Below are 17121 nucleotides of genomic sequence, written 5' to 3'. Positions count from 1 at the left end.
ACTGGATTATTTCAGATGATATATGTCGAAATACGGCTGAACCTCAATGGACTAGCCCTACATCAAAAATATAACAAAGGATACGAACATGAAAAAGTTAAGCGCTGTAGCACTAGGTACTCTTGTTGCTTTGGGGTCATTTGGTGCTCATGCTGCCATCGAAGAAGGACAACTAACTATCTGGATCAATGGCGACAAAGGTTACAACGGCCTTGCTGAAGTTGGTAAGAAGTTTGAAGAAGACACTGGTATTAAAGTAACAGTGGCTCACCCTGATGGCCTTCAAGATAGATTCCCACAAACAGCAGCGACTGGTGACGGTCCTGATATCGTATTCTGGGCTCACGACCGTTTTGGTGGTTACGCAGAAGCTGGTCTTTTGGCAGAAATCAAACCTTCTAAAGAAATTCAGGAAGGCATCGTTGATTTCGCATGGGATGCAGTGCGTTACGACGGCAAACTTATCGGCTACCCTGTAGCGGTTGAGTCTCTATCTCTAATCTACAACAAAGATCTTGTTCCTAACCCACCTAAGAGCTGGGAAGAAGTTGCAGAGCTTGACGCGAAACTTAAGAAAGACGGCAAATCTGCAATCATGTGGAACCTAAAAGAACCGTACTTCACTTGGCCATTAATGGCTGCTGATGGCGGTTACGCGTTCAAATACACTTCTGAAGGCTACGACGTTAAAGACGCGGGTATCGCTAAGCAAGGTGTGAAAGATTCTATGTCTTTCGTTAAAGGTCTTGTAGACAAAGGCGTAATTTCTGCAGATATGGATTACTCAGTATCTGAGTCTGCGTTTAACCAAGGTGAAACTGCGATGACTATCAACGGTCCGTGGTCTTGGGGCAACATCGAGAAGTCTGGCATCAACTACGGTGTAACTACACTACCTAAATTCCAAGGTCAGTCTTCTAAGCCATTCGTTGGTGTTCTAACAGCAGGTATCAGCACTGCGTCACCAAACAAAGACCTAGCGGTAGAATTCCTAGAAAACTATCTGCTAACTAACGACGGTCTGCGTAAAGTTAATGATGACAAGCCATTGGGCGCGGTAGCACTTAACTCATTCCAACGTGAGCTAGATTCTGATGCACGAATCGCGGCAACAATGGATAACGCAATGAACGGCGAAATCATGCCAAACATCCCTCAAATGAATGCATTCTGGGGTGCGGCTAAGAACGCAATCATCAACGTTGTTGACGGTCGTCAAACTGTAGATGCAGCGCTTGCTGATGCAGAAAAACAAATGACTAAATAATTCTGTAATACCTTTTTAAGGAGGGGGTAACTCCTCCTTACTTTTCTATACTTATTCTATATTCGCTAGCAGGTTCCCTATGCAGTCAGTTCAAGGTACAAAAGCTATGACAGCACCAGCAGCCAACCTTCCGAGCAGCAAAAAAGTGTTTATTAAATGGGCGCTTTTAGGCACAGTCGGCATTCTTAATGGTTACGCAACAATTCTTATGTATTCGCGCGGTGAGATTGCGTTTGCACTTCTTACGATTATTCTTACTGCTTTAGCACTGTACATTTTTGGTAGTAAAAAGACTTACGCTCACCGTTACATTTATCCTGGTATTGCAGGGATGATTTTGTTCATTCTTTTCCCATTGGCATATACCGTAGGTCTGGCATTTACTAACTACAGCGCGAAAAACCAGCTCTCTTTCGAGCGAGCCCAAACTGTACTTTTGGACAGGACGTATCAAAGTGGTGATAGCTATCCGTTCACGTTATACAAAACTGAACAGGGCCATCAAATTGTCATTGATAAAGATGGCGAGTTACTGGCTACGCCGACTTTCCAACTACAAGGTTTCTCTGCAACGGATTTAGATCTTGCACCAATCCAAGAAGTGACTGGTGAGAAAGAGCAAATCAAAACCATCGTGAGTAATCGCGACGCACTAAGCAGTGTTGACCTTCATCTGCCAAGCGGTGATGACATCCGTATGAGCGGTCTGCGTAAGTTCGCAGCGGTTGTACCTTTGTACACGCTACAAGAGGATGGTGAGGCGCTATTTAACAACCGTACTCAAGAAACCCTACTGCCAAACATGGAAACGGGTTACTACCAGCCGATTGATGAAAATGGTCAGTTTGTCGGCAGTACCGTATCACCGGGTTTCGTGGTTGGCATTGGTAGCCATAACTTTGAACGAGTTTGGAAAGATGACGGTATCAAAGAACCATTTATTAGCATCTTTATCTGGACGATTGTTTTCTCTGCACTAACCGTACTATTTACTCTAATCATCGGTTTGGTTCTGGCGAGTGTGGTTCAGTGGGAAGAGCTAAAAGGCCGCTCTGTTTACCGACTTCTACTTATTTTGCCTTATGCGGTTCCAGCGTTTATTTCTATCCTGATCTTTAAAGGTTTGTTTAACCAAAGCTTTGGTGAGATCAACATGCTACTTGAAGGTCTGTTTGGTATTAGCCCTGCTTGGTTCTCTGACCCATTCATGGCGAAAAGCATGATCTTGATTGTAAACACTTGGCTTGGTTTCCCTTACATGATGATTCTATGTATGGGTCTGCTTAAAGCGATTCCTGATGACCTTTATGAGGCTTCTGCTATCGATGGTGCGAACTTCGTGTCTAACTTTACGCGCATTACGTTGCCAATGATGCTTAAACCGCTGACACCGCTGTTGATTGCAAGCTTTGCTTTTAACTTCAACAACTTCGTGCTTATCCAGTTGTTAACAGGTGGTGGTCCAAACATGATTGGTACTTCAGAGCCTGCAGGTTACACAGACCTATTGGTTAGCTACACCTACCGTATCGCATTCGAAGGTGCTGGTGGTCAAGACTTCGGTCTGGCAAGTGCGGTAGCAACACTTATCTTCCTGTTGGTTGGCGCGTTGGCTCTACTAAACCTACGTGTAACTAAAGTAGCTCAAGATTAAGGAGACATTATAATGGCAATGGTACAAGGTAAGTCATTAAAGTATCGTGTTTGGGCTACTCATATTGCAATGTGGGCGTTCTTGGCACTGATTATTTTCCCTTTGCTGATGATCATCGCGATCTCATTCCGTGAAGGTAACTTTGCAACGGGTAGTCTGATTCCTGATAACCCAACATTGGATCACTGGAAACTGGCTCTAGGTTTCTCTGTGACTAACGCAGATGGTACTGTTACACCACCTCCATTCCCGGTAATGACATGGCTATGGAACTCGGTAAAAGTAGGTGGTATCTCAGCGGTTCTGATTGTAGCGCTATCGACGACTTCTGCTTACGCGTTTGCTCGTATGAAGTTTAAAGGTAAGAACACCATCCTAAAAGCGATGATGATCTTCCAAATGTTCCCGGCAGTGTTGGCACTAGTTGCTCTATACGCTCTGTTCGACAAGCTTGGTCAGTACATTCCGTTCCTTGGTTTGAACACTCACGGTGGTTTGATCTTCGCTTACTTGGGTGGTATCGCTCTGCACGTTTGGACGATTAAAGGTTACTTTGAAAGTATCGATTCATCTCTGGAAGAAGCGGCAGCACTCGATGGTGCGACACCATGGCAAGCGTTCCGTTTGGTATTGCTTCCACTGTCAGTGCCAATCCTGGCTGTAGTATTTATCCTGTCGTTCATCATGGTAATCGGTGAAGTTCCTGTAGCGTCACTCCTACTTTCTGATGTAAACTCTTACACATTAGCAGTAGGTATGCAGCAATACCTATACCCACAGAACTACTTGTGGGGCGATTTCGCAGCTGCTGCAGTACTATCAGCAGTGCCAATCACTGCAGTATTCTTACTTGCTCAACGCTGGTTGGTTGGTGGCCTAACCGCTGGTGGTGTGAAAGGATAATCTCAACTGGTCTTTGAGATTGACAAGAATAACTAGAAAAGGGCGACCAAATGGTCGCCCTTATACTTAGCACTGATATTACACTTTTGGTTTGGCCGCCGATCAGTAATATCTTGCTTTTATTGGCGTTACGCATAGCTGGCTGTTAGCTTAGTTCCTTACGACACAATCACTAACAGTTCTTGTAACCATAACCTGAGTTCAAACTCAGGTTTTTTTATGTCTGTAAAATCAGATCTTTACGTATTTAAACAATCGTAGAATACGGTGATGATGTTTATCGCCAATAATGAGTAAATAGATATTGATGATGCAGGCCAAGACTATCGGCTTTGTAATGGATTACATAGAGCCTTGGAAATGGCCTGCGTAGCACTTCACATAAAAATATCGCGCAAAAGCGCTGGGGGAGAGGGGTAGCTAGGCGGGTTAGCCGTCAAAACTCACGGCTGGAAGGCGCACATCCTACATACTGGAGCAAGGTATATAAGCTCTCTTGCTGCAGTGCGACACGACGAAAAAGGTTGGCAAAGGTTACGTCTCCACCAAAACACGTTTGAATATAATGGTTGATTTCAGTCTCGTTGTAACCCTCGACATACATGGTTCTTACCCATTGATATTCGACTGCCTTTAAATTGGTCAGCGTTTCTTCACTTAAGGTGGTTTTTACAGTTCCCAAGATCCACACTCATTCATTTCCAAATTAGTGCAGGGATTTAAGCAAATCAAGGTGAAAGATTTATGACAAGGCAGGAGAGTGTGTGAAACAAATGGCAGAAGCATGACATTGCTTCACACAACAATTGGGGCTACGGTTTTGAATTCTCGTGGTAGGTAGTTACTTGAGGTACTTAACGTGAGCTTCCATCTCTTCGCCGATTTCTTTACGCATGTTCATCAGCGCAATGGCGGAGCGCTCTAACGCTTTGTCCTCATCGGATTCAGGAACCCACTTAGGAACATCTGTTGGCTTGCCGTCTTCGTCTACCGCAACCATGATCACAATACAGTGAGTGGTTAAACGGTTTTTCATTTCTTTGGGATCGCTCGCCTGTACATCAATGGCGATGTGCATCGAGGTGCGACCGGTGTAAATTACTTTTGCACTGACTTCAACTAGGTTACCCACATGGATCGGTGCAACAAATCGAATCCCACCCGCGTAAGCGGTAATACAGTATTTGCCACTCCAGGCGGCAGAGCAGGCATAAGCAGCTAAGTCTATCCATTTCATTACTGCGCCGCCGTGGACTTTACCACCAAAATTTACGTCGCCAGGTTCTGCTAAAAAGCGAAGGGTAATATCTCTTTGACCACTGCTCATCTGTTATTCCTTTGTGAATTTGTTGTTACAACCATACCTTGAAAAAATGATCGACACCACTAGTTTTAGACACCAAGTCAAGAGCCTACAATTCACATAAAAAAGCAGGCCCTGAGTTTGACCTCAGTGCCTGCTTTTTAGTGCTAGGCAAACGTCTTTATTCGCTTGGAACCATGGTCTCTTTGAATTGACTTAACTCGACTTTGACTTGATCCATTAGCTTCAGAGCGTCGTCAAAATGATAGGTTGATACTGCTTCAGACAGAGCGTAGCTCAGTTCCGGATTAAGTTTTTCAAAACAGGACTTATGCTTGGAATAATAAAATTCAGACTCTAAGTCGCACTCTTCAAGAAGCGCTGTCAGGTGGTTCACTTTAGACTCAAACTCCTCGACTGATTTGATATCACACTCGTGTTGAAGATGCGTGGTATCAACAAGCACAGGTTCTGGAAGCTCTGTGTACTTAGGAATTACTGATATACCGGAGTGGTCAATATCGAGTTTGATGGTAAACCAGAAATTGCTCCCTTTATCTAGCTCACTGTCGACACCAACATGACCGCCCATTAACTCTGCGAAGTGCTTAGAAATCGCAAGGCCAAGGCCAGTACCTCCGTATTTTCTGGTCGTTGAGGCGTCTGCCTGCTGGTAGCTGTCAAATACGACGGCCTGATCGTGTTCAGATAAACCAATCCCCGTATCCATGACACTAAATAGCAGGTGAATATGGTTTTCACTTCTTTGTACGACACTGACTGCGATGGTTACATCTCCTCCTTTAGAAAACTTGATGGCGTTACTCACATAGTTCAGGAGGATTTGCTTAATACGAAGTTGATCGCCAACGACCTGAGGAATGGACTGATCAACTTTAGTCATAAGATGAACATCGTTTTTTCTGGATTTGTGCTCAACAAGATCGTGCACATCCTGAATTGTCGCTCGGATATCGAATGGGACCTTCTCAATATCAACCTTATTTGCTTCAAGCTTAGAAAGGTCCAGAATGTCGTTAATCAGTGTCAGCAAGTGCTTGCCTGACTTATCGATTTTCAGCAGGTTATCTTTTTGCTCAGACGTGAGGTCCGAATTTAACAGTATGTGAGATAACCCGAGAATCGAATTCATCGGCGTGCGGATTTCATGGCTGACATTTGAAATAAACTGGCTCTTAGCTAGGTTAGCATGTTCAGCCGATAATTTTGCCTCAGTCAGTTCGGAGGTGAGCCTATCCAACTTGCCACCCATGTTGATGATCGCGTTTGCTGTTTCATTGAGCTCTTTTAAACGGAAGCCTTCATGAGCTAAATGAAAATCACCCAGCCCGATTCGATTGACCATACTCTGGATCTGAGTTAATGGCTTAGCAATAAATTCACTCATCTTCTTGGACGAACGCCAGATGAGGATGAAGAACAAGGTGTAGAATGCCACTAAACCGAAGATCAGAATGTAACCAATGTTTTGGTATTTTTGTTCTAGCGCGCGAGAAGTCGCGTACATTTCATTCTCACCAACAATCATCAGTAAGCGCCACTGGGTTTCTGGTATGGTCGACCACGATAGAAGTTTATTTTCACCATTCAGTTTGAGCTGCATAAACCCATTGGTGTTCTTGAGCAAACGCATGCTCAAATCAGCGGTGTCATCACGTTTATACAGGTTAAACGCGTCAGGCTTAAAAATTTCTTTCGTGATGGCTTGCTGGTAGCTGTGCTCAGTGAGTTCTTTCAAGCCAAAATCGTGTTCGCCTTGTGGTGGCAAAGCCATAATTGTACCGTTACTACTCGCTAAAATAGCGTAGCCGCCCCAAGGAATGGCAAGATTTTGAATGCTCTCTATAATGTCACTGACTTTGATATCAAGCCCGACAACCCCTTCGAGAAAACCTTGGTTGTAGACCGGAGCGATAGCCGATGCCATCCAGCCGTGACCCGCAGGATCAATGTAAACATCTGTCCAAACTGTCTTTTTGTCAGGATTGTTTTCAGCGTTCGCCAGATAGTAAAAATTGTAATTAGGGATATCCATTTTAGCAGGATACTGATCGACGGTAGAAAACCATGGGTAGATTCGGTTGTATGAATCCCAGGAATTAAAATAAATCGACGCAACTAATTCGCTGTTATTTTCGATTTGTTTCATAAGTGGATCGAGGTGAGCAAGTCTATACACCTTCTCCCAATCTTTCTCCGCGGTTAGGCCAGAGTAGAAAGAAGCTGAGCCCCCTAAATCTTGTTTAGAATACAAGACGCCATCTTTGCTCACGGCAAGATTATCTTTTTCAGAGCGGTCAATGGTGTGTTCTTCTGATAAAACACGTTCGGTTTCGTTTCTGTATACGGTGGTTAAACTTTCTATTGAGAGCAATTTTTCTCGAATGATTGCCGCTTCTCTGTCCGATGAAATTTTCAATTCTTCATTTACTTGTGTGTAAATGTATTCCATGTTGTCGGTACTGATAAAGTGGTTACTTATCAAGTAAACGGCAATAAGAACCGATTCCACCAGAATAAGTGGAATGATTCCGGTTTTGACCATTGAACGCCACACCCACGATTGTGTGGTGATTTTGTTGTCTTTCATGTTTTTCCCAGAAACGGCTATAAGTACTTGTCTTATCTAGTTCGTGTATGCTTGAGCAATGGCATCGAGTTCATCTGTAATTTCAGCGAAGGCATCGATGATAGTAGGGTCAAATTGAGTGCCTTTGCCCGACAAAATGATGTTTACTGCATCTAAATGAGTAAAAGCAGGCTTATAAACTCGCTTGCTGATCAGCGCATCATAGACGTCGGCTATCGCCATGAGTCTGGCTGACAACGGAATTTGCTCTCCAGCAAGACCTAATGGGTATCCTTTACCATCCCAGCGCTCATGATGCGAGTAGGCGATCTCTTTTGCGACAGTCAGAAATTTCATTGGCTGATCGCTCACTTTCTCTGCGTTTTTAATCGCTTCATAACCGATGGTGGTGTGAGTTTTCATCACCTGAAACTCATCGTGTGTTAGCGGGCCTTCTTTCAACAAGATAGTGTCTGGAATACCTATTTTTCCGATGTCGTGAAGTGGGGCTGATTTATATAATAAATCAATAAACTCATCGTTTAGTTCTGATACATAACGCGTGCTTTTTCGCAATTGTTCGGCTAACCGTTTTATGTAGGCTTGGGTACGTTTGATGTGGTTACCCGTTTCGTTATCGCGGGTTTCAGCCAACGATACCATGGCATAAAAGGCAACATCCTGAATTGCGTGAAGCTGTTCTTTTTGGCGCAGAGCTTCAGTGGTTCGTCTCTCGACTTCTTGCTCTAGCACTTGATTCTTGTCTTTTAAAATATCGGAAGCCACTTTGAGAGACACATGAGTGTGGACACGTGCTTTCACGATCTCTGGGTTAATCGGTTTGGTTATGTAGTCAACGGCACCCAATTTTAGTCCTTTATGCTCATCGACTCTTTCAGCTTTCGCTGTGAGGAATATGATTGGGATATCACTGGTTGCTGGGTTTGATTTTAGTTTCTCACATACCTGATAACCGTCTATTTCCGGCATCATAATGTCGAGCAAGATCAAATCGGGGTTAGCGGTTTCTGCAAGTGCTAGTCCTCGCTCACCGCTATTCGCCCCTTTTACTTTGTAATCATCTTTAAGTAATTGGTACATCAACGTGAGGTTCTCAGGGATATCGTCGATAACCAACACCGTTGGCTTGGATGAAGAAAAATCGAACATCCGTTCTCCTTTTGGCAGCAATACGGCAAATTGCCAATTAGTGCTTAATATTTGTGTCAATAATCACTTAATGATCTTGCACTATTATTTTTTATATTAGTTGCACCTAAAGTATCATAACTCTTTGTTACATATAGTGATGGCCTTCAACTTATAGTGATCTCCATTCCAAATTTGATTGGGGTTTTTGATATGAATTCGGCTTCCAATAATGCTGTTGAAGATAAGTCGCGTATAGGTTATCGACTTCATAAATTGTCATATTTGAAATGTATAAAAGAGAACTTTTATACTCTCGTTTAGACACGTTACTTAAAGCACTTTGTTACTGAAATACGTCACATTTTTGCTTTGTGTGCTTGCATTTAGGTGTCTAACACATGCCGTTTATTTTCGACTTTTTCAGTTGGTTTTGAACGCATTCGAGATGTTTTCATTTATTAAGACTTATACTTATGGCTAATAAGTAGTTGTTAATTGATCCATACCTTTCACCTATTTAGGTTGTGTAAAGATAAAGGAACATTCAATGAGTAAAGATAATGGTGGTATTCCTAAACACAGCGGAAAAGCCAACCCTATAGATACCGATTATCAAGTCGGTCAGGACAACGTCGTATTATCCGTCGGCCCTTTTGGTTTAGATATTCATAACCGAGTGTTTGCAGTCTCTGGGTTAGCAATTGTGATATTCGTATTTGCTACCTTAATTTTCAGGGAACAAGTAGAGCCGATTTTTGTCCATATGCGATCCTGGCTAACCTCCAGCCTTGATTGGTTTTTCATCCTTTCCGGTAACATATTTGTTTTAGTTTGTATTGGTTTGGCCATCTCTCCACTGGGTAAAGTTAGGATAGGCGGGACGGAGGCTTTACCTGACTATAGTTACGCTGGCTGGCTAGCAATGCTGTTTGCCGCAGGTATGGGTATCGGGCTGGTATTCTTTGGCGTATCGGAGCCAATGTCTCACTTCAGTTCTTCGCTCGCAGGGCCTGTGCTTGAAAATGGAGTCCGAACAGATTGGGCACCTTTAGGCGGCGCTTTAGGTGATATCGAAGCGGCTCAGTCATTGGGTATGGCCGCAACGATTTATCATTGGGCTTTGCATCCATGGGCCATTTACGCCTTGCTGGCATTGGGTCTCGCCATATTCTCGTATAACAAAGGTCTACCGCTGACGATGCGTTCGGTTTTTTACCCGGTTTTCGGTGAACGTATTTGGGGCTGGCCAGGGCATATTATTGATATTCTTGCGGTAGTAGCGACAGTATTTGGGCTTGCTACTTCATTGGGTTATGGCGCTTCTCAAGCAGCAACTGGTTTGAATTTTCTGTTTGGCGTACCGCTAACAGACACGACACAAATTGTCCTGATTATTGTTATCACCGCATTTGCGTTGATATCCGTACTTGCGGGATTGGACGGTGGTGTTAAACGACTTTCCGAAATTAACATGGTATTGGCGGCATTATTGCTGTTCTTTATTGTTATTGTTGGGCCAACCTTGTTTATCTTGACTGGCTTTTTCGACAACATTTTGTCGTATATGGAAAACTTCCCAGCATTGTCGATGCCATTTAATCGCGAAGACGTTAACTACTCTCAAGGTTGGACTTCATTCTACTGGGCTTGGTGGATTTCATGGTCGCCATTTGTTGGTATGTTTATCGCACGTGTATCGCGCGGACGTACCGTTCGTGAATTTATTTTCTGCGTACTCATTGTCCCTTCAACAGTCTGTGTTTTCTGGATGACGGCCTTTGGTGGAACAGCAATTAGCCAATTTGTAAATGATGGTTATGAAGCCGTTAAAGATGCCGAGCTTCCGTTGAAGTTGTTTGAGATGCTGGAAGTTATGCCTTTATCAAGCATTACCTCTTTTGTAGGTATCATTCTGGTTGTGGTGTTCTTCATAACATCATCGGACTCGGGTTCGTTGGTTATCGATACTATTGCAGCTGGTGGTAAAGTCGATGCACCGACACCACAGCGCGTATTTTGGTGTACGTTTGAAGGCTTAGTGGCGATTGCATTATTGTTGGGAGGGGGATTAGCCGCTGCGCAAGCGATGGCAGTGACGACAGGTTTCCCATTCACAATTGTCTTATTAATCGCCACATTCTCTCTGATATTAGGGTTAATGAATGAGCCAAGAGCCCAAAAGTAAGGGCACATTCATCCATTAAGCAAGGGGCGTATCCGCGAGGATACACCCCTTTTCGTTGTTAAGAAACCTTTCAACTGACCGTAATCACGCGGCTTCTTTAGCTCGTAATACACTTGCACAAAACTTAGATATCAAAGTGAGTGTGCTGGAGAAAAACTATCAAAAGATCAGCAGCTCTGTAGACGGACAATCTGCGGGCACTTCTTTTGAGCAGATCGCGAAACAGGTCTCGAATACTTCAATCCATCATAGTGAAGTAGAGCAGATCTCACTGGTTGAAATTGACGGTGCGAAGCAGGTATGTGCTTTGGTTGTCATGCCAGAAGTGGAATCAGAAAAACTATTTAATAGTGCGTTAAAAGTGTCGTCTATCGATCCAACCGATAAGGCGTCTCTTTATAAAGAGTTTGTTAGCCAAAAGACCACGAAACAATTAGAAGAGCAGGCAGAAGCGCTGTAAGTTGTTTGTGACCTATTACGAAAGCGAGCGTGGGGCTCGCTTTTATTCTCTATTTGATTGATTCTAGGTAGGAATAATTACAGCATTTTAACCGCAACTCCCACAGTCTTAAAATTGCCTCGTCTCTTTTCCGTTTAGTCACGCGTAGTTAATTGGAACTTCACACCTTTATCAGGAAAAAACAAACATCATTTAAATAATTATTTGAAGTTAAATTGATTTTTTATACATGTGCAAAAGATCTTATATGTTCTTTGTTGAAATACATGTAAAGTATCAGGTTATTGTTTTAGATTTTTCAATTTTTATGGCTTACAAGATGAAAATAAGTGTATTTTTTCCCACTTTATTGATGGCAGCGATGGGGATGCCTTCATACGCCGCTTTAGATGCGACTAAACCTACCGTTGAAAATATCGATGTGCAGGAAATGAGATTGAAGAAAAAGGTCGCAATAGCTCGTTTTACCAATGAAACACGTGCATCTAACAGTTTTTTGCTGGATGAGAATGATGACCGAATTGGTAAGCAAGCAGCAGATATCCTCAGTGCTAGATTAACGTCAACTGGCAAGTTTTTGATGTTCGAACGTCAAGATAAAAATTACGTAGATTCAGAGGCGGCACTAAAAGGCCTTCAAGATAGTGGGGTTGCAGTTGATTACCTTATTGTCGGCTCTGTAAGCGAATTTGGTCGTTCTACAGAGAGCGATACTGGTCTATTTTCGCGAGCTAAGACTCAGAAAGCTTATGCCAAAGTCAACGTTCGTTTAATTGATACTTCAACAGGTCGAATTGTTGACTCAGTCGAAGGTGCAGGTGAAGCAACTACTTCTACGAAAAAGACATTCGGTTCTGGTACTGATGCAGGCTATGACCAATCCCTCACCGACAAGGCTTTGTCAGAAGCAATTTCTCAATTGATAACTAATTTAACACAGCAAATGACGGCTCAACCTTGGCGGTCTTATATTTTGTCAGTCGAAGATGGCTCATATTTGATTGCGGGTGGTGAATCACAAGGCCTGCATCAAGGTTTAGACCTAATGGTTTTTAAGCGTGGTAAACAAGTTAAAAACCCTCAAACAGGTGGTGTCGTAGAATTGCCAGGAAAAAAGGTAGCAACTCTCTCTGTTGACATGACTTACGGTGAAGATGAGTGGAATCAAATCAGTTTCACATCTTTAACCAGCGGTAAAATTTCTTCAGATCTTTCCAAATATTACGTGAGCGCAAAGTAGGTCGAAATTATGTACAAAAGTTTTTTCTTGATGATGTCTGCTTTACTACTTTCAGCCTGTGGGTCACCTGTAGTGAACCATCAAAGCGGTATTGTAGAAAACCAATCTATTTATATAGTTTCTGACGAGCTTGTAGGATATTCCGTTTCATTAGGTTCTTTAGATAATCATAAAATATCTCGTAGCGACCTATTGAGTAATAGCTTGAAAGTCGCGACGTCTGCGAACTCAGACTTTCAAAAGTCAGAAGTTATCCAAATAAAAGCGTTAATAGGAGAAAACCTGTTAGAGCTAAAAAATCCAAATGGGGATGTTATATACAGAAAGAAAATATATCTCTCTGCTGGCCAATCGATAACCATTAACTTATAGGACAACTCAGAATGCACAAGTTGTATAAATCCATTGTTGTGATGCTTTTTATTACTCTTACTGGATGTGCTCATCAAGTCTCAGAGTCGGGCTACTACTGGGGCACTTACTCAGATACTTATTATGCGTACCTAGAAAATCCGTCTAAAGAAACTGCAGAGCAACATTTCTCATCACTAACCGATATTGTAAAAGTTTCTGATGAGAAAGGTCTTAAGTGCCCTCCAGGAATCTACGCAGAAATGGCTTACATCAAGCAAAAGCAGGGAAATAATCAAGAAGCAAAAGACTTTTACAATCAGGAGCTTCAACTTTACCCAGAATCTAAGACATTCGTTGAAAAGCTATTTGTAAAAGGAAATTAGTAGTGAAAACTAAGTTAGTAAACATTTGTTCTGCATTGGTGCTCGTTTTTATGGTTTCAGGCTGTGTCACTACTCAATCAAAGCAGGAACTTTTTCCTAAAATGTACGAAGCTGAGCGCAACCACCAAAAGATTTTAATTGCTCCAATAATTAATGAAACGACTTCGGCTGAAGCTGCCGAATACCTAAATTCAACGCTGGCGGAGCCATTTGTAAACAAAGGCTATTATGTCTTGCCTGTACCGATTACCGCAGACATTTTTAAAGATATAGGTATTGTTGATGGGAAAGAGCTTCAAGGTGTTCCATTCAGTCGTTATAGAGACCAGTTCGGTGCGGATGTAGTGCTATTTATAACCATCTCAAACTGGGATACCAACTATTTAGTTGTAGCTGGTAACGTGGAAGTTGGCTTGAAATACGTAATGGTTTCTACAGAAACTTCGGAAATCGTATGGTCGTATCAAAATAACCTTGTGGTGGACACGAGTACGAGCAGTGGTAGCTTACTTGTAGATCTAATTGCTACTGCAATAGCTACAGCTGCAACAGATTACATTCCAATTGCTCGACAAGTAAATGAGATTACTACCCAATCTCTTCCTGTTGGTGAGTATCATCCTCGTTATGGTAAAGATATGAAAGACAACGTTATTCAAGATAAGGCTACTGCGGCATCAGATGCCTTTGTAAACTAAGTAACCAATCTAAAAGTTAAGTAAAAGATGTTCTCTCTTTTACTTAACTTTCTTCATATAGTCCTAAAGGTAATGAAAATTATTTTAGCTGATGTAGGGATTGCCCACGAAACCAAAATAATGGTGATTTGGTGAAAGTGCACACATTCTAAATTCTTTATGTTTAAGTCATTTCCATTCACAAATCCAGCAATTCAGAACCGAAAAGTAGTCGAGATTGCGAGGAGTTGTTACACTCACGAGCTGCTAAAAAGGAGTAAGCTTACATGGCCAATGACCTGGATGACTACGACGTAAAAATTCTGCAGTTATTGCAAGATAATGGACGCCTGACAAATCAAGAGCTTAGTGAGTTGGTTGGGTTGTCAGCCTCGCAATGTTCCCGCCGTCGCATCACATTAGAAAACAATAGCCTCATACTTGGCTATCATGCTCGCTTGTCACCAAAAGCGCTAAAGCAGGAAGTGATAGCGATGATAGAGGTGAAACTGCTTAATCACGAAGCTGAGAAAACTCATAACTTCTTGAACTTTATCGATAATGAATCGTGTATTGTTGAAGTCTTTAAAACCACGGGAGATGCGGATTATCTTATAAAGTGCTTGGTCGCTGACCTGAACACGTTAAACGATCTGATCAACCGCATCTTCACTACTCAACTCATTTCCCATATTAAGACTTCCGTCGTGCTTGAGCGTGTAAAAGAGTACGGCACTACCCTCCAATCTTGATAAATGGTTGCACCAAAATAGCTCGCGCCTGCGGGTTTGGTGCAATTAATTTTCAAACTATGCATGAAATCGCCATTTTTGTGTTTTTACTTGCACGATATATTTGTTGTGTTATTAATAATGCACAAATTACGCATGTTGTTGTGCGAGGACAGTGATCAAGGAATAGATTGATTGCTGGGGTGTAAGTGTTAGTTAAGGGATTAATAAAGTGTCAGAGGCGACAATGACGAACACAGGCCATAAGTGGTTTGAAGACGTGTTCGCTCTTTTTATGGGAACAAGCTTAGTATCGTTTGGCGTGTTGTTTTTAAAACAAGTGGGAATGGTGACAGGCGGTACTGCTGGACTATCTCTGTTCCTTAGCTACAACTTTCAATTAGAGTTTGGCACCATCTTCTTTTTGGTAAACCTACCGTTTTACTATTTGGCTATCCGTCGTATGGGTTGGTTGTTCTGCCTGAAAACCTTTACTGCAGTCGGTTTGGTCTCATTTATCACCAATACACAATCCAACTTTGTTGAAATCAGCAATGTGCACCCACTATATGGGGCGATTTTTGGCGGGTTTTTATTTGGTACTGGGTTTATCATCTTATTTCGTCACAAAGCCAGCTTGGGTGGCTTTAATATTCTAGCGTTATACCTTCAGGACAAAATTGGTTTACGCGCAGGCTGGTTCTTAATGGGCGTAGATGTGACAATTATGTTAGTGTCTCTATCCGTTGTCGGTTATGTCGAACTGGCTCTATCAATACTCTGTGGTGTCATATTGAACTTTATCATTGGTTTAAATCACCGTGCAGACCGTTATCAAGTTAATAATTAACAAGGAGAATTTCAGTGCTTAATCATGTAACAGCCTATGCCGGAGACCCAATATTGTCTCTGATGGAACAATTTATGGCGGATGAACGTTCTGAAAAAGTGAATTTAAGTATCGGCCTGTACTACGATGAAAATGGCAAAATTCCAACGCTACCATCTGTTGCAACTTCGCAGCAGCAGTTAGCCGCAGAAGAAAGTCAGCCTTGTATTTACTTGCCAATGGAAGGCTTAGCAGCATATCGTGCAGCGGTTCAAGCTCTTGTTTTTGGTGAAAGTCACCCTGCGCTGGAAGAAAAGCGAGTAGCGACGATTCAATCACTCGGTGGTTCTGGTGCGCTGATGATCGGTGCGGATTTCCTTAATCATTATTTTCCAAATTCGAAAGTGTGGGTGAGCAATCCTACATGGGAAAACCACAATGCCATTTTTGCGGGTGCTGGATTCGAAGTAGGTACTTACCCGTACTTTAACCCAGAAACGAAAATGCTCGATTTCGATGGCATGGTTTCTCAGTTAGAAGCGCTACCTGCAGAGAGTATTGTTCTGCTTCATCCTTGTTGTCATAACCCTACGGGCGTTGATCTTACTAATCAACAATGGGACAAAGTGATCGAAGTGGTTAAAGCACAAAAGCTGATCCCATTTTTCGATATGGCTTATCAAGGATATGGTGAAGGGATTGCTGAAGACGCTTACGTTATTCGTCAGATTTCTCTGGAAAAAGACGTAGTGAGCTTTGTAAGTAACTCATTTTCTAAAACTTTCTCACTTTACGGTGAGCGAGTTGGTGGCCTGTCTGTCGTATGTGGTAACGATGAAGAAGCATCTCGCGTGCTTGGGCAGTTAAAAGCGACGGTTCGCCGTAATTACTCAAGCCCGGCAAAACACGGTGCGGTTGTGGTTTCTAACGTGCTCAATACGGAAGAACTAAAAACTCAGTGGTTTGGCGAAGTAGAAGGCATGCGTAGCCGTATTCTGACGATGCGTGAAACCTTGCACGAACAGCTAAAAGCGTTACGTCCTGAAAAAGACTTCAGCTTTCTAATTAAACAAAAAGGTATGTTCAGCTACACGGGTTTCTCGCAAGCGACCGTTGAAAAGCTTCGTGAAGAGCACGGTATCTATCTGATTAACAGTGGCCGTATGTGTCTAGCGGGTCTGAACGAACAAAATGTTGCACGAGTTGCTGAAGCATTTTCTGCTGTTTAATAAGACATTAGATTAAGAATATACACCCAAGTACTCTTAAGTTGCTTGGGTGTTTTTTTATGCTGTTAGCGAAGTGCATATTAGCCCCTGATACCCTTGCCTGAAAACAATTCAGATAGTTATCTCGGCCTTATGAAGTAATATTAATAAATCTATCAGCATCT

16 protein-coding genes are annotated in these 17121 nt (G+C 42.5%); 12 read left to right on the top strand and 4 right to left on the bottom strand.

Features of this window, described 5'->3' with window-relative positions; translation table 11 throughout:
• The first annotated feature begins 88 nt into the window (after positions 1–88).
• The 3 genes from malE (at position 89) to malG (ending at position 3824) form a co-directional block, all read left to right on the top strand.
• The gene (malE, locus tag V1U08_RS04730; RefSeq protein WP_014234864.1) at positions 89–1267 is read left to right on the top strand and encodes a maltose/maltodextrin ABC transporter substrate-binding protein MalE; all 1179 of its coding nucleotides are present in this window, start codon (positions 89–91) and stop codon (positions 1265–1267) included.
• A gap of 79 nt (positions 1268–1346) precedes the next feature.
• Positions 1347–2921, top strand: a complete 1575-nt coding sequence (gene malF / locus V1U08_RS04725; protein WP_014234863.1) for a maltose ABC transporter permease MalF — start codon at positions 1347–1349, stop codon at positions 2919–2921.
• Between the two features lie 12 nt (positions 2922–2933).
• Positions 2934–3824 (top strand): maltose ABC transporter permease MalG, encoded by an 891-nt coding sequence (malG, locus tag V1U08_RS04720; RefSeq protein ID WP_014234862.1) that lies wholly within the window; start codon positions 2934–2936, stop codon positions 3822–3824.
• Between the two features lie 436 nt (positions 3825–4260).
• On the opposite strand, the gene V1U08_RS04715 is transcribed toward malG, so the two are convergent.
• The 4 genes from V1U08_RS04715 to V1U08_RS04700 form a co-directional block, all read right to left on the bottom strand.
• Positions 4261–4515: a hypothetical protein gene (locus V1U08_RS04715; protein ID WP_014234861.1), complete on the bottom strand. Its 255-nt coding sequence runs from the start codon at positions 4513–4515 to the stop codon at positions 4261–4263.
• A gap of 150 nt (positions 4516–4665) precedes the next feature.
• Positions 4666–5151, bottom strand: coding sequence for an acyl-CoA thioesterase (locus V1U08_RS04710; RefSeq protein WP_330470059.1), 486 nt, complete (start codon positions 5149–5151; stop codon positions 4666–4668).
• A gap of 157 nt (positions 5152–5308) precedes the next feature.
• Positions 5309–7738: an ATP-binding protein gene (locus V1U08_RS04705; protein WP_330470058.1), complete on the bottom strand. Its 2430-nt coding sequence runs from the start codon at positions 7736–7738 to the stop codon at positions 5309–5311.
• Positions 7739–7774: 36 nt separating this feature from the next.
• Positions 7775–8887 carry a response regulator gene (locus tag V1U08_RS04700; RefSeq protein WP_330470057.1) on the bottom strand — a complete coding sequence of 371 codons (1113 nt, stop codon included), beginning with the start codon at positions 8885–8887 and terminating at the stop codon, positions 7775–7777.
• A gap of 529 nt (positions 8888–9416) precedes the next feature.
• Here V1U08_RS04700 and V1U08_RS04695 point away from each other — a divergent pair.
• The 9 genes from V1U08_RS04695 to V1U08_RS04655 all read left to right on the top strand — a co-directional run bounded on the left by V1U08_RS04695 (position 9417) and on the right by V1U08_RS04655 (position 16957).
• Positions 9417–11054: a BCCT family transporter gene (locus tag V1U08_RS04695; RefSeq protein WP_014234857.1), complete on the top strand. Its 1638-nt coding sequence runs from the start codon at positions 9417–9419 to the stop codon at positions 11052–11054.
• 55 nt (positions 11055–11109) lie between these two features.
• Complete coding sequence (locus V1U08_RS04690) at positions 11110–11514, top strand: hypothetical protein (RefSeq protein ID WP_330470056.1); 405 nt, start codon at positions 11110–11112, stop codon at positions 11512–11514.
• A 247-nt stretch (positions 11515–11761) separates the two neighbouring features.
• Complete coding sequence (locus tag V1U08_RS04685) at positions 11762–12754, top strand: CsgG/HfaB family protein (RefSeq protein WP_330470055.1); 993 nt, start codon at positions 11762–11764, stop codon at positions 12752–12754.
• Between the two features lie 9 nt (positions 12755–12763).
• Entirely contained in the window at positions 12764–13126 is a 363-nt protein-coding gene (locus V1U08_RS04680) for a hypothetical protein (protein ID WP_014234854.1), read from the top strand.
• Between the two features lie 11 nt (positions 13127–13137).
• A complete protein-coding gene (locus V1U08_RS04675; RefSeq protein ID WP_014234853.1) occupies positions 13138–13491 on the top strand; it encodes a DUF4810 domain-containing protein in 354 nt (117 codons plus the stop codon).
• Positions 13492–13493: 2 nt separating this feature from the next.
• Positions 13494–14189, top strand: coding sequence for a GNA1162 family protein (locus V1U08_RS04670; protein ID WP_014234852.1), 696 nt, complete (start codon positions 13494–13496; stop codon positions 14187–14189).
• Between the two features lie 266 nt (positions 14190–14455).
• Positions 14456–14920: an Lrp/AsnC family transcriptional regulator gene (locus V1U08_RS04665; protein ID WP_330470054.1), complete on the top strand. Its 465-nt coding sequence runs from the start codon at positions 14456–14458 to the stop codon at positions 14918–14920.
• Positions 14921–15146: 226 nt separating this feature from the next.
• On the top strand, positions 15147–15749 hold the full coding sequence (locus V1U08_RS04660) for a YitT family protein (protein WP_014234850.1): 603 nt from the start codon (positions 15147–15149) through the stop codon (positions 15747–15749).
• A gap of 14 nt (positions 15750–15763) precedes the next feature.
• Entirely contained in the window at positions 15764–16957 is a 1194-nt protein-coding gene (locus V1U08_RS04655) for an amino acid aminotransferase (RefSeq protein ID WP_330470053.1), read from the top strand.
• The last annotated feature ends 164 nt before the right edge of the window (positions 16958–17121 follow it).

Source organism: Vibrio sp. YYF0003, assembly GCF_036350715.1.
Taxonomy (GTDB): Bacteria; Pseudomonadota; Gammaproteobacteria; order Enterobacterales; family Vibrionaceae; genus Vibrio; species Vibrio natriegens.
The sequence above is the reverse complement of the archived record's forward strand: the minus strand, read 5'-3'. Positions and strand labels throughout refer to the sequence as shown.